Origin of the sequence: Lactiplantibacillus herbarum, from assembly GCF_001039045.1 — a bacterium.
GTDB lineage: Bacteria > Bacillota > Bacilli > Lactobacillales > Lactobacillaceae > Lactiplantibacillus > Lactiplantibacillus herbarum.
The window spans coordinates 41,283-55,181 of sequence record NZ_LFEE01000003.1 but is presented as its reverse complement, the minus strand read 5'-3'; the positions used below and the strand labels follow the sequence as shown (position 1 = coordinate 55,181).

Sequence of the window (13,899 nt, the reverse complement as noted above, 5' to 3'; positions counted from 1 at the left end):
TCTGCTAACCAAGACCGTGTTGCTGATCAATACGTTACTTCACGTTACGGTTCATGGGCAGCTGCTAAGAGTTACTGGGTTGCTAACGGTTCATACTAGAGTTAACTAAACTATTAAATTTAATTACAAAACGGATGACTACAATTGAGTAGTCATCCGTTTTTTTGTCAGCATCCATCAAAACTCACTTTAATTAATCATTTTTTTCATACTCCGGTTGCAAAATAAGCGTATGCTTAGTGCTATAAAGGAAGTGAAACTATGCGCCAACTTCGACTAATCGGGATACTATGGCTAACCGTACTCAGTGCACTGATTATCATCGGACTATTATTTAAAACTGCACCCTTTAGTCAATTGCCCTCCTTAGTGACAATCGGCTTCCAAGAATCATTGTTAACCATATTTGTCCTGATTCTTAATGATCGCTGGCTGCACCAGCCAGTTCACTACCGATCAGCACAACCTTGGGATCAGCAATTAACCAGTGCAGGCCCCACTTTAGTCATCGCTATTCTGATTAGCTGCTACGGTTTAATTACTGCCACACACTTTACAACCATCGTATCAGCATTGCTAATGGCTGGTTTCATCAGCTTTTTTGAAGAAACTTTTTTCCGTGGTATTATTTTTCAATCTCTCCGTACTTCGGTTGGACTAGTAGCGGCAGCTATCATTAGCAGTTTGTTATTCAGTCTGACTCATTTGATCAACCTCAGTCACCAGAGCGTAAACCTGACAATATTACAATTGATATTTACTTTTGTCTTAGGCCTATTGCTCTGCGGGCTGGCCGTTCGGACGCAATCACTCTGGTGGCCCATTGGTATTCATGCGGCTAATGACTTTTTTAGTCTATTACAACCACCAATTAAGCTCCCACTGATTACCTCCACCGCCAGCTTTCAAGTTTTAGAAATTATTGTCGTACTGATTTTAATCTGGATACTAAACCAATCTCATAAAACCATAGCTAAGTGATAATGAACATACTCAAAAAATACGGCATCTCAGAAAGAATTAAATTTCTGAGATGCCGTATTTTAATAGTTATCATTCATTTCAACTGTAAATCAATGTTACGAGCTTGACTCAATAACCTTGGCTTACGTTTCTTCCACAAATTGATGTTTTTCTAACCGGTACGAATGATCGCACGCAGCCGCAACATCTGGTTCATGGGTAACAATGATGACACACTTTTTCTGTTCATGGGCGATCTTTTGGAACTGTTCAATCACATACTTGGTATTTTCTTCATCCAAGTTCCCAGTCGGTTCATCTGCAACAACTAGTTTGGCATCACAGACCATTGTCCGTGCAATCGCAACCCGTTGTTGTTGTCCACCAGATAAACGTTGGACATTTTTCTTCATCTGATCATCGGTTAATCCAAGCTGTCTTAACATCTTAATGGCGAATTCTTTATCACCACGGTGTTCAGATTTCGTAATCGCCATCGCTGTCATTAAATTATCCAACGGTGACATATACGTCAACAGATTATACGACTGAAAGACAATCGCAACTTTTGATTTTCGATAATTCGTTAAACCAATTTTATTAATCGGTTCGCCGTTCATTTCGATTTGTCCGGCACGGGGCTTATCTAAGCCTGCGAGTAATGAGAGAAAGGTCGTCTTACCAGAACCACTCTGTCCCACAATTGCGTAGGAATTACCCGACTTGAACTCAAGGTTCACGTGTTCAAACAAACTATTTTCTTGGCGGTCATACCAGTAGCCAAGGTCATTTACTTTTAACATTCCGGGTCCTCCTAATCAATTAAGACTTTCTTCGGCTGTAGTCGTAGAATACCACCTGACGCTAGCATGATCGACAAGAACATGATTGCCAGCCCGAAGCCGCCTAACTCAACTAGATCCATTACCGTAACGTTGATATCTAGATCCGTCTTGGCCGTTGCATTAGTGCTAGTGCTACCTATTTGGCCTTGGCCGCGACCACTTGGCATATTGCCACTTGGTTTGCTACCACCAGTATTACCACTAGGCGCACCACCGCCACCAGTACCACCAGGTTGACCCTGACTAGTTGACGTTGTGCTGGTTGTTGCCGTAGTCGTTTGTTGAGAAACTAGCTGATCACCCAACTTGTTACCAACGAATTTACCACCGAAACCAGCTAAGACAACTGAAACGATCAAGACCATGACCATTTCCATGAAGAACTGTGCAACGATCTTCCAACGACTCTCACCTAATGATAATAGAACACCAATTTCATAACGACGTTCACGAATCATTAAGATGACAATCAAGGCAAGGATAATCGTCCCAGCGATGGCCACTAACCACACAATCTTATCGGCAAACGACTTAACGTTGTCCATTGAACTCTTAACTGTTTGGTAACTACTGTCATCCGTGGTCAATGAGTACTTAGACGTACTGATCAACTTGTTACCAGATGTTTTAACGGCACTTACCTTGGCTGGATCAGAGATTTCAAAGGTCACAGAATCAGCCGTGTTCTTGTATTTTGAACCCTTAACGGTATTGGCAAAGGTATAAGAAGTATAGACGCTATTTGAAACGTCCGTACTACCAGGACCCTGTTGCGTACTTGCACTTGAAGAGGCCTTGTAGACACCGACGATCTTCATTGTGTAAGTCTTCTTATCACCAGTAGTCCCCTTCAGTTTAATCGTGTCACCCACGCTTAAACTGTCTTCTTTGGCTAACTCACTTTCGATCACAACATTATTAGTGCCTTCATCGCTAGCAGTGATGCCGCGACCCTTAGTGATCTTACTTGAGCTACTTTCAAAGGTAGAGACACTGCTGGTAGTCGTAACACCAGTAATGGCAATATCACCACTACCACTGCTAGTAGAACCACCCATACCCTTCATACCGGTATCAGTACTGCTAGACGTTGAAATTGCACTAAATCCAGTCGCATTAGCAGATGTTGAAACCGTTGCGTTATAACTGGCAACATTACTCAACTTAGCGATCTTCGTAGCATCACTTAACTTAACGGGTGATGTGGTTAACTTCGGCTTACTACTCTTACTAGTCGAAGTTGAACTCCGCATCTTCTTAAAAGCCGCCTCCCGGTTAGCAGACAGAGTGACGGTTGCCCCGACACTATTCTTGGCATTGGTCGTTGCCGTATCCGCAGCGTTGCGGATCAACAACCCAGCTAGTACAAACAACATAATTGCAGATGTAACTAGCACCAGTAGAACTGAACGGCCTTTTTTAGCCGTTAAATTAAGCCATGCGCGTTTGAAAAAATTCACGCTTAACCCTCCTTCAGGTAAATTATTAGTATGACGATTGCGTTTACTGTTACTCAAATTACACGGTAAATCCGATTTAATTGTGAATTCTATCAGTCATTTTATCGGACGGAAACCGAATATTTTATATCAACGCTATCGAACACTCTAAAGGGATGGGTCATTCAGAATTTTAAGTAATATGAGGCTACAAAAAAAAGGCCATGATCTTCATCACGGTCTTTCAGCGTTATCGTATCTATGCATTTACTTTTTCTGGTGCCCAATCACAACTAACTAAGTGATCATTGATGAGACCAGCCGCTTGCAAGTAAGAATAGACCGTTGTCGGCCCCACAAACTTAAAGCCCAACTTCTTTAACGCTTTTGAAATCTGTTTGGCTAAGTCATTAGTTGCAGGTAACTCCGTAGCTGAAGTCCACGCTTGCCGAATTGGCTGATTATCAACAAAACTCCACAGCCACTCTTCAAAGCTCGGTCCAGCTGGCCAGTCACGAATCACCCGCGCATTGTTGATCGTTGCGTTGAGCTTTTGCCGGTGACGAATAATCCGGGCATCCGTTAAGAGTCGTTCAACATCTTCATCCGTCATGGCCGCTACCTTTTCAATATCATAATCGTAGAAATCTTCATTAAAGGCAGCCCGTTTATTTAACACCGTTTGCCAACTCAGCCCTGCCTGATACGTTTCCAAGCAGAGTAATTCAAACAATCTTTGTTGGTCATGTTGCGGCCGTCCCCACTCATTATCGTGATACGCCTGCATTGCGGGTGTTGAATTCGCCCAAGAACATCGTTCCATTCAACCATCTCCTTCATAAAAAAGGTGCCACCCAACACAACGTTTGGGTGGCACCAGTTGGTTATACTTTATTATCGCATAACTTACTTATTTTACTTGTGACTACGCTTCGTCTGATCATCCGCGGTACTTTCATTTTCCATGCGATCCGTTAACGGATAAGTTAAACGAATCAAACTAGGGATAATGGTTGGAATAGCGAATACCAGGATAATTAACCCGATAATCACGACCATTGCCACTTGGATCAGCGTCAAGACACCAGATGGCATCAAGGCAGCGAACGTCCCACTCAGGATCAAGGCAGCGGATAAGACCACGGCTCCAATCACACCGGCAGCTCTGACAATTCGAGTACTTGGTGTTGCCGCCGAATTATCGAACTCACGGTATTTCATCATCAAGAAGATACTGTAATCGACCCCGAGGGCAATCAGCATGATGAAACCGAAGAACGGTGTGTTCCACGTTAACATGCTTTCACCCAAGATCCAGCTACTCAACATCCGCGTGATACTCAAGGACATGATGTAAGCCAACAATAAGGTTCCGATAATGTAGAATGGTTGCAATACTGAACGGGTAATAACCATTAAGGCGATTAGAATCCCGACCAACATGATAGCAGCCGTCCGGACAAAGTCACTTGATGCGATTGATTGTGTATCGTTAGTCTCAGAAGTCTGACCACCGATAGCAATCGTAGCACCATCTAATGACGTTCCCTTCAAGCTATTAGTTGCTTGTTTCTGGATGGCAGCAACTTTATTCATCGCTGACTTCGAACTTGGGTTTTCACTCAAGACAATCGTCATCTTAGTTGCGTGGTTGTTACCTGACATGTAGGCTTTCAAGGCAGTCTTGTAAGTGCTACCCTTCAAGGTACTCTTAGGCACGTAGTAAGTGTCTGCGGCCGCAGAATCCTTCAAACCAGTCAAGTAAGTGTTGACCGTTCCAGTACCCTTGTTGATAGTCTTCACACCATCGCTGGCAGAAGTTAACCCATCTTGGAGGGTCTTCATTTGGGTGACAAGACTTTGAATACTGGTATACATTTCTTCATTACCAGTAGCAACTTGTGAAGCACCACTATTTAGCTTGCTTACACCACTTACTAATGTTGGTACTTGCGCATTTAATGATGCTGTACCAGAAGCAAGTTGAGCAGCACCACTATTTAATTCACTAGACTTGCTATTTAACGTACTAGTACCCGTACTTAACGCACTAATAGCCGTCGTTAACGTTGGCACTTGTGAACTTAAGCTACTCATCCCATTGTTAATGGTATTAGCACCAGTGGCTAAGGTTGAAACACCACTTGTGTATTGATTTAGCTTAGAAGCTAATACAGTCGTTCCACTTTGTAATTGACTTAAGCCAGACGTTACTTGGTTAGAACCATCTGATAGTTTACCAACTGCAGTTTCTAATGTTTGCATTTGTGTTAAAGCTGATTGTAAGCCTTGAACTGCCTCAATTGATTGCTTATTAGCAGAGATGCTTGCACTAGCTAGTGTCCCAACACTCGATAAGTCACTCAACTGGTTACTTAAATCTTGTAATTCTGCCGTTGCAGAAGACATAGCAGTCAATTGCTTTTGTAAATCAGCTAATGCAGTTAACCCTGATTGGGCACCAGAAGTTGAAGATGTAGCACTAGTTGTTGCAGTGCTAGTCTTAGCATTTGCACTATTTTGAGCATCAACTGCAGACGTTACTGCGGAACTAATAGCAGCCTTCTGCTCAGAAGTTGCTGACGATCCTGCTGCAGCCATTGCTGCTGAAGCAACTGTATTGGCATCTACTGAAGTCGTTGTTGAACTAGTCTTGGCCGCATCGGATTTTGCTGCACTTTCCAATGCGCTTTGAATGGTTGTCATATCAGATGTAACTGCTGACTGTGCATTCTTGGTCGTTTCTGCAGCCTTATTCAAGGTTGCCATTCCAGACTCTAGCTTACTAGAACCATCAACCAATGTTTGCATCTTAGAATTAATTGTATTCAAGCCTGCAACTAATTCCTTTAACTGAGACGCACTAACTGAACTTGAGCCAGATTTAATTTGCGTTTCTAATTCAGTTAAACCATCAGAAACCTGTTTAGAACCACTTTGTAATTCTGCTGTACTTGAAGTTAAACTATTGGTACCGGAAGCAATTGTAGATTTATTACTATTCAATGTGTCTAAACCATTTGATAATGATTGAGTCCCGCTAAATAACTGAGCAACACCTGAACTTAGAGTCCCAGTCTTACTATTTAACGTACTCAAGCCCTTATTGACAGTGTAGACGCCGTTAGTATAGCTAACGACACCACTTGCCAATGAGCTAGAGCCACTTGCCAATTGACTAGCACCACTGGATAACGTTCCAGTTTTACCATTCAAAGTGCTTAAACCAGATGCAACTTGGTCAGCACCATCTGCTAATTCCTTAGCTGAGCTAACACTCCCAGAAAGGTTGGCACTCTTCAACTTACTATTAGCGCTATCCAACCCACTACTAATCTTAGTCAAGCCCTTGCTAGAGCTCTTCATCCCACTAGTAACAGTCTTCAATTGGTCCTTAACGTATAGTTGATCAACTGATGAGCCACCCGGTTGCGTTACTGATGCTACCGTCTTAACACCGTCAACCTTTTGTAGTTGCTTCGTTAAGCTATCGATGACCTTTAAGTCTTTTTCATTATTTAAGGCATGATCGGTCTTAATATAAAGCGTCGATGGTTCTGCCGTCCCTTTTGAGAAATGATCCTGAACGACTTGGAACCCTTGCTTAGCGGGAACCGTATCTCCCAATTCAGCTAACGTATCGTAATTCAATTCACTGTTATACGTTAAGACGAATGGTAATGAAACCCCTAGAACAACTACTAGAGCAATAATTGGGTAGCGTACCGATGCAGATGAAATACCATGCCACATCTTACTGGTACTACCACCTGAAAACTTCTTGCTTGGCCAGAACAACCGTGGTCCTAGCAATGCCATGAAGAACGGGTTCAATGTCAATAAGACGAGTAGTAAGATTGCAACCGCAATCGCAACCCCAACTGCTGACTTGTAGATTGAGAAGTTGGCTAAACCTAACGCACTAAACCCAATCAATAGTGAAGAACCACTGTATAGAATGGTTCGTCCGGCAACTCTTAACGCTCTCCCAGTCGCGGCAACCGGACTATCGCCATGACTGAGCTCTTCTTTGAATTGATCAAACATTAGGATATTGTAGTCGGTCCCAATCCCGAACAGCACCACAACCATAAAGACTTGGGTGTGGTTTGATAATGGGAAGTTAAACTTATCAACTAGGTTCATCACAACACTCAATGAGATGATGAACGATACCCCAACGGATAATAATGAAACTAATGGTGCAATTGGTGACCGGAAAACGAGTGTCAGAACGATAAAGATGAAGATAACCGTAATGATTTCTGTCTTCTGAATCCCGGCTTCGGTTTCCTGCGTGAAGTCATCATTTAAGATGTCACTCCCAGTAATGTACGTCTTAACACCACTGGTTTTCGCACCGGCCGTAATATCTTTAGTCATATTAGCAACAGTTTGATGCTCACCAACCATTAATTGTAACAATTCGGTTGATTTATCTTTTGAAATCAACTGTGCTTTGGCTTCTGAGCTATCGCTAGCAGCCGTCATTGACTTGATGTAATATTTCGACTTGTTGTTCTTGAAGTGCTTGATCGTCCCATCGATCGCCTGCTTCTGATCACTAGTTAGTGCGGAATCGCCATTATTGAAGACGACCACAACTTGACGCGTGTTGTTCTGGTTACGCCCCCAGTGATTTTGAATGACTTTTGCAACTTGGCTCTTCGCAGAACTTGGTAACTGCGTCTGACCCTTGTCACGTACTAGGTTACTGACGTTTGGTAGGAAAATGATGGCCGCTACCATCACAACCAGCCAAACAATCGCTTGGATTGTAAAACGTTTACGGCCCCTTTCAATCTGTATCCCTTCCCTATTTCAGATTCTAAAACGACATCGTGACATTTAACCAACAATGTGTTTAAATAATAACAATATGTTAAATGAAAACAGATGGAAATTCAACCAACAATTTTCATATAATCGTCATTAAATAAACAAATCTAATTATACTGTACGAATAATGAGGGGAAGTCCATATGGTAGGTACTAAAAACAATCGACGCGCGCAAATGACTGAACGTTTGATCCAAGACAGCCTAATTGAATTACTGCAACAGCAATCAATTGATGAGATTACAGTCACCGCAATTTGTAAGGCCGCTGACATCAACAGAGGGACTTTTTACGCCCACTATGAAGACGTCAAGGATTGTATGCAGCGAATGGAGCAAGATGCAACTAAGGAACTCTTAGCCGTCATTGACGAACATCTGAATCCAGACTCGCTACAAGCCATCTTGACAGGCATCTTCGAAGTTGTTAAGAAGCGCCACGCGGTTACGTCGTTTATTCTTACTACTGACCAGGACTTTCTAATGAGTTTTATTGCCACCACCAAACGCGAAATCTTCGCGCACAATCAAGCCCAAATCGTCGGCATCCATGACCGTGAAAAGGAGTACATGTTCGAGTACTACCTAAACGGCATCGTGGGTGTCGTACGCTACTGGCTTAAAACTGGCTTGCATGAATCCCCAGAACAACTGGCTAGCTTCATCAATGACTGGTGGTACCGTGGCAAACCACTTAAAGACTTGGCCGATCAATCATAGGTCAGTCTGAGTTACCCACATTATTCGTTCAATTAACTAATTAAACGGCACGTGATAATCCTCTGTGCATTAAAATAATTATTCACAAAATGCACATAAAATTATCTTACCTAGTCTAAGGTACCATGCCACTAATATTAACGAAAGCAATCTAGCTTCTAAACGTTTAATTCATTAAAATAGTCCCAGCTAAACACATAATTGTGATTAGCTGGGACTAATTTTTATGATGACTGCGGTGGCGTTTTGGATTGGTACATCCGTCGCTTAATGTCATCCATTTCTTGATCTAATTCAGTAATTAATTGTGCCTTCTTAGTCAACGATGCTTGTAACGTCGCCTGCTCTGGCACATTTTTCTTATAATTTAATTCATGCTCCAACGACGCCCAGAAATTCATAGCAATCGTTCGAATCTGTAGTTCCACCTCAATAATATTGGGGCCATCAACCGTGTATATTGGCACGCCTAAGATAAGGTGTAAACTTTGATAGCCATTCGTCTTAGGGTGGTGGATATAGTCTTTGACCCGCAGAACCTTAATATCTGCCTGCGTCGCCAATAAATCCTCCACCGTCTTAATGTCGCTTAAAAATCGAACAATCAGTCGGATACCCGCAATGTCATGTAGTTCACTAAAAACCGCGTTAAACGTCAACGGTAAGTGCTTACGCTGCAGTTTACCAATAATACTTTCTGGTGATTTAATCCGTGATTGCTTACTGTCGATTAAGGCATATCCATAACGCAACTCGTATTCACGACTAATATAATCTAATTTATCCAATACAAGCTTCATCGCTACTTCATACCGCAACGAATAAGCCTTCAATTGATCAACAGCTTGTAAAAGTTCCGGTGGCGCCGGTAAAAACTGATCGTCATCCGCGTTTGCTCTAGAATTTGTTGTGCTCAATCGTTATCCGCTCCAATAATAGACTCAATTCTCTCTTGTTCCTCACTAGCGAATCGTGACGGTCCACTCACGAGCTAGCTGCGTGTAATCCACACGATAAGCTTCTTCGCCAACTTGATACGCCAACTGACTGTCAACGTCTTCAAAGTCACTAGGAACCCAACCGTGACTTTCTAATACATTTAAATGACCCATCACCATTCGATCCGCCAGAAAATTCTCAAACCGGTGCCAAAACCCTTGGAAGCTCTCAAAATCATGAACAGCTAGGATTTCATTACGTAAAACTTCAGCATCAAACTCGAGGCGTATGCGCGCGCTTTTTGGTATCAAGTGGGGCCTCCTTCACATTGATTATTAACAAATGATTTATGAATAACCAACGACTAATTTATATAGTAACAAGTTAATCATAAAACAACTCTAGCTAGTTATGCAATGATTGTTAACCTACTAATACCAAAACTTAATGCCCTAGTTGATTTTACGCTTAGGATTCAACAGATTCATTGGGTCGAAGAGTGCCTTGATCTGATGTTGTAACATGTCGACGTCTTCGCCAAGTTCTGCGTTATTCCACTGATTCTTCAGCATACCAACTGCGTGTTCACCGGAGATCGTACCACCGAGTTCCAAGGTCTTCTTGAACATCTCTTGCAACGCAATAATAACTGCTTCTGGCGTCTTCGTTGCTTCCTTAGGCCAAACCAGCGTTGGGTGCACGTTACCATCACCAGCATGGCCAGCCGTATAGATATCAACGTTCAACCGTTGCGCTAAATCTTGAATGTAGTCCATTAAGGGTGCCAATTGTGACAACGGCACTGCCATGTCTTCCATAATATGATTCTGACCAGCAAAGACTGCGGGTAACATGTCACGACGTAACTGTTCCAAATCAGCCTGTTCCTCTGGTTTAGTGGTAATAGTTACGTTGCTAGCCTGTTGTTCCGTCAGTATATCTTCTACTACCTTCATGCTATCAGCGCCACCATTATCCAGCTTAAAGATCAGCATGGCCGCACTGTCCTTGGCATAATGAGTCTTTTCATATCGATCTAAGGCAGCCACGGTGTTACCATCTAAGGCTTCCAGCATTGTTGGGTAGACGCCAGAAATTCGGATTGCTGTTACAGCTTTAGCCAATTCTGTCATATTATCGAAGAAAGCCACACCCATTACCGGCGTCCCTAGTGGAATTGGTAGGAGTTTAACAGTGACTTCAGTAATAATCCCTAGGGTCCCTTCTGAACCAATCATTAATTGGGTTAAATCATAGCCGAAAGCCTGTTTGAGGGTCCGTCCGCCTAGCTTGATCTCACGACCATCTGCCAAGACGACCTTCACACCTAGTACGTTATCTTTAGTGGCACCATACTTAACGGTACTCATCCCACCAGCATTGGTTGCCACGTTACCGCCAATCCCAGAGATTGGCTTAGAACCTGGGTCTGGCGCGTAGAACATCCCCTGCTCACGAGCAAGCTTGTCGAGATCGCCGTTAATCACACCAGGTTCAACCACGGCCACTGAATCAGCCTTACTGATATCCAGCACATGGTTCATTTTAGCAGTGGATAGAATCAAGCTATCCGTTAACCCATCCGCACCAATCACCGTACTAGTCATCTGGTCTTGCGGAATTACGGGAAGATGGTACTTACGAGCAGCTTTCAGTGCGCCCTGAATATCTTTGGTCGAATGCGCTTCGATATAAGCTAGTGCCAAACCACTGTCGTCACCGGTCTGTTTGTCACTAAAAGAGTACTGCCTCAACGTACTATCATCGGTCAAAACACGGCCATCAGGTACTTGTGCCGTCAAGTAGGTTAATATTTCTTGATTAGAAAATGCTCGAAAAACTGTCAAATTCAAGACCTCGCTTTTAATTGATTAAGATATGGTCAGTATAAGCCAATGACGCTGAACAAACACCTAATCTGTTCTTCCAGTTTGTCATCCTAATTCACTCAGTTTCCAATCCAACCCCCTTTGCTAGTATCTATTTTTTGAATTACCTACACTTAAAATAAGTATTTCCCGAGCAAGTATTAACCGGGTATGCTAGTGACTATCGGTTCAATACGGCATAAAACTAGTGGGGAAATACGCAACCGATCCACATTAAAAGGGGGATTTGAACATGCGTCACATGGCATCTTCAAAACGGCGGCCACTGTTAATTGCGGTCGGTCTTATTATTATTGTTATTATCATTACTATTGGTGTTCTTATTCACCAAGCACAGGCACGCTACCAATCAGACGTCTATACGGGGAACAATCAGACCAAGGTGAATCCGACCAAACCACTAAGTATCTTACTATTGGGTGTTGATACGGGTGCAGATGGCCGTATTGATAAGGGAAACTCTGATACGATCATGGTCGTTACTATCAACCCTCAGACTAAGAAAACAATTATTACCAGTATTCCACGGGATACAATGGCTGAAATGGTTGGCGATCAAAAAACCAATGTCCAAAAGTTGAACGCGGCCTATAATATTGGCGGCTCAACTATGGCAAAAGCTAGTGTTAGCAAACTACTAAATGTTCCACTCAGCCACTACGCCACCATCAACATGGGTGGCCTTAAGCAAATCGTGGACGCTGTCGGCGGGGTTACCATCACCAGTCCACTAAATGTGACTTTTGATCATATTACAGTTACTAAGGGCCAGCACCATCTCAATGGTAAACAGGCGCTAGCTTACACCCGGATGCGTTATCAAGATCCTCGCGGTGATTACGGTCGCCAATTACGGCAACAACAAGTGATGCGGGCCGTCTTAACTAAACTAGCTCAGACTAAAACCTATAGTCGGTATAACCAACTCTTGACTTCATTAAAAGGCAACTTAAAGACTGACCTTAGCTTTGATGACTTAGTCGGGCTCGCAACTCACGACCGCAGCAACATGCAACACATTCAATCGACCCAAGTTATCGGGTCACCAGCATGGATCAACACCAGTTCCTACCAGATCCTCAGCACCCAGACATTGCAGACAACCTCCAACCAATTACGCACACAGCTAGGACTAAAGACTGCGACGCTTAATAATATGGAGACTAAACTCAATGCGCAAAATACGACTTATGATGGTAAGACTAATCTTAACTATGATACTCAAGGATTAGATAAGATTACCTATACGGATAGTACGAATTAATACCAATAAAAATGGACTACGATTTTTCATCGTAGCCCATTTTTTGTGTTCTGGAGGTTAATAGCCGAAACGTGGTCCAGCAGGCAGGGACTGAGCATAACCGCCTGCTGGACCACTCTTTATTTACTGTACCCAGCCCGTTAACTGCGTAACCAACCCACTAGTATCATCATTAAATTCATATTGTTTATCCCCACGAGCCGCGACTGCTCGGTGCTGGCCGATTCGTAAATCACTCATTTTGACAATGATCTCTAAAGGCTTGAAGTTCTGTAACGAACGAATCCAGATGTAGCCCGCCAGTCGCTGGACCTGCACAAAGAAATATCGTTCTGTGGTTGTCGTTAAATCAATTTGTTTTAAAATTCCGGTTTCCATCTTAGATTCGCTCCCCTCATCATCCTTACTATAATATAAATGCTGAAACCCGTTTCAGGTCAAGGGGCGACACTCATTATTTTAATTGCAACTTTGATTGTTACATTTTGATAACAGATGATATAAATACTAGCTAAATTAGTCAAACGGTTGTACTATATTGTTAGAAAATATAATATGTGATATTACCAAATTCATAAATGGAGGAGTTATCCCGTAATGATCAAATCTGATGCAGTTCATACACAAAAGTATTGTTACTACATTGAACTAACCGGTACTGAACAGCCTGAGCTACTAGCTGCTTTGACGGCCAGCGACAAAGCATTGGGCGATTGGGAACGGGTCCACTCCTCCAAGCTACCCACTTGGCGCTTATGGACGGATGCGAATGCGGATACTATTCGCTACACGATCACCCATCTCATTGCTCGTAGTGATTTGCCGCAAAACGATTACTGGTTATTTCAATACAAGGGTGAGGATCATGGACACCCGCGGATGCTGCACCCACAATTCCACACCCGTTAATATAAGCTTATCCGAATTAGCAAGTGACTGAGATTTTTTCAGTCGCTTTTTTGTAGCGTTTTACTATTCTTCTATAGCGTATACATTCTTGTC

Annotated in this window: 12 protein-coding genes and 1 pseudogene; 5 read left to right on the top strand and 8 right to left on the bottom strand. The window is 42.8% G+C overall.

What is annotated here, in order from left to right; translation table 11 throughout:
- Positions 1–99, top strand: a pseudogene (locus tag ACG95_RS14935) (aggregation-promoting factor); the annotation flags it as partial.
- A gap of 162 nt (positions 100–261) precedes the next feature.
- Positions 262–981, top strand: a complete 720-nt coding sequence (locus ACG95_RS01570; protein ID WP_047998821.1) for a CPBP family intramembrane glutamic endopeptidase — start codon at positions 262–264, stop codon at positions 979–981.
- 125 nt (positions 982–1,106) lie between these two features.
- Here ACG95_RS01570 and ACG95_RS01565 read toward each other — a convergent pair whose 3' ends face one another.
- From ACG95_RS01565 to ACG95_RS01550, 4 genes are all read right to left on the bottom strand, one after another.
- Positions 1,107–1,766 (bottom strand): ABC transporter ATP-binding protein, encoded by a 660-nt coding sequence (locus tag ACG95_RS01565; protein WP_047998820.1) that lies wholly within the window; start codon positions 1,764–1,766, stop codon positions 1,107–1,109.
- A gap of 11 nt (positions 1,767–1,777) precedes the next feature.
- Positions 1,778–3,268 (bottom strand): ABC transporter permease, encoded by a 1,491-nt coding sequence (locus ACG95_RS01560; RefSeq protein ID WP_047998819.1) that lies wholly within the window; start codon positions 3,266–3,268, stop codon positions 1,778–1,780.
- Between the two features lie 238 nt (positions 3,269–3,506).
- Entirely contained in the window at positions 3,507–4,070 is a 564-nt protein-coding gene (locus tag ACG95_RS01555) for a DNA-3-methyladenine glycosylase I (protein WP_047998818.1), read from the bottom strand.
- Between the two features lie 92 nt (positions 4,071–4,162).
- Positions 4,163–7,996, bottom strand: coding sequence for an MMPL family transporter (locus ACG95_RS01550; protein ID WP_420324092.1), 3,834 nt, complete (start codon positions 7,994–7,996; stop codon positions 4,163–4,165).
- A 233-nt stretch (positions 7,997–8,229) separates the two neighbouring features.
- On the opposite strand from ACG95_RS01550, the gene ACG95_RS01545 reads away from it, so the two are divergent.
- Positions 8,230–8,805 (top strand): TetR/AcrR family transcriptional regulator, encoded by a 576-nt coding sequence (locus tag ACG95_RS01545; protein ID WP_047998816.1) that lies wholly within the window; start codon positions 8,230–8,232, stop codon positions 8,803–8,805.
- A gap of 224 nt (positions 8,806–9,029) precedes the next feature.
- On the opposite strand, the gene ACG95_RS01540 is transcribed toward ACG95_RS01545, so the two are convergent.
- The 3 genes from ACG95_RS01540 to ACG95_RS01530 form a co-directional block, all read right to left on the bottom strand.
- Positions 9,030–9,722, bottom strand: coding sequence for a GTP pyrophosphokinase (locus ACG95_RS01540; protein WP_047998815.1), 693 nt, complete (start codon positions 9,720–9,722; stop codon positions 9,030–9,032).
- Positions 9,723–9,767: 45 nt separating this feature from the next.
- Positions 9,768–10,055 carry a hypothetical protein gene (locus tag ACG95_RS01535; RefSeq protein ID WP_047998814.1) on the bottom strand — a complete coding sequence of 96 codons (288 nt, stop codon included), beginning with the start codon at positions 10,053–10,055 and terminating at the stop codon, positions 9,768–9,770.
- A 141-nt stretch (positions 10,056–10,196) separates the two neighbouring features.
- Complete coding sequence (locus ACG95_RS01530; protein ID WP_047998813.1) at positions 10,197–11,591, bottom strand: FAD-binding oxidoreductase; 1,395 nt, start codon at positions 11,589–11,591, stop codon at positions 10,197–10,199.
- Positions 11,592–11,865: 274 nt separating this feature from the next.
- Between ACG95_RS01530 and ACG95_RS01525 the strand changes: the two genes are divergently transcribed.
- Positions 11,866–12,897, top strand: coding sequence for an LCP family protein (locus tag ACG95_RS01525; protein ID WP_047998812.1), 1,032 nt, complete (start codon positions 11,866–11,868; stop codon positions 12,895–12,897).
- Between the two features lie 123 nt (positions 12,898–13,020).
- On the opposite strand, the gene ACG95_RS01520 is transcribed toward ACG95_RS01525, so the two are convergent.
- Positions 13,021–13,275, bottom strand: a complete 255-nt coding sequence (locus ACG95_RS01520) for a hypothetical protein (RefSeq protein ID WP_047998811.1) — start codon at positions 13,273–13,275, stop codon at positions 13,021–13,023.
- 219 nt (positions 13,276–13,494) lie between these two features.
- On the opposite strand from ACG95_RS01520, the gene ACG95_RS01515 reads away from it, so the two are divergent.
- Entirely contained in the window at positions 13,495–13,806 is a 312-nt protein-coding gene (locus ACG95_RS01515) for a hypothetical protein (RefSeq protein ID WP_047998810.1), read from the top strand.
- Positions 13,807–13,899 lie beyond the last annotated feature (93 nt).

Excerpts from the sequence above, each read along its gene's own strand:
- ACG95_RS01570 (WP_047998821.1), top strand. The coding sequence starts at position 262 with ATGCGCCAACTTCGACTAATCGGGATACTATGGCTAACCGTACTCAGT.
- ACG95_RS01565 (WP_047998820.1), bottom strand. The coding sequence starts at position 1,766 with ATGTTAAAAGTAAATGACCTTGGCTACTGGTATGACCGCCAAGAAAAT.
- ACG95_RS01555 (WP_047998818.1), bottom strand. The coding sequence starts at position 4,070 with ATGGAACGATGTTCTTGGGCGAATTCAACACCCGCAATGCAGGCGTAT.
- ACG95_RS01550 (WP_420324092.1), bottom strand. The coding sequence starts at position 7,996 with ATGGTAGCGGCCATCATTTTCCTACCAAACGTCAGTAACCTAGTACGT.
- ACG95_RS01545 (WP_047998816.1), top strand. The coding sequence starts at position 8,230 with ATGGTAGGTACTAAAAACAATCGACGCGCGCAAATGACTGAACGTTTG.
- ACG95_RS01525 (WP_047998812.1), top strand. The coding sequence starts at position 11,866 with ATGCGTCACATGGCATCTTCAAAACGGCGGCCACTGTTAATTGCGGTC.
- ACG95_RS01520 (WP_047998811.1), bottom strand. The coding sequence starts at position 13,275 with ATGGAAACCGGAATTTTAAAACAAATTGATTTAACGACAACCACAGAA.
- ACG95_RS01515 (WP_047998810.1), top strand. The coding sequence starts at position 13,495 with ATGATCAAATCTGATGCAGTTCATACACAAAAGTATTGTTACTACATT.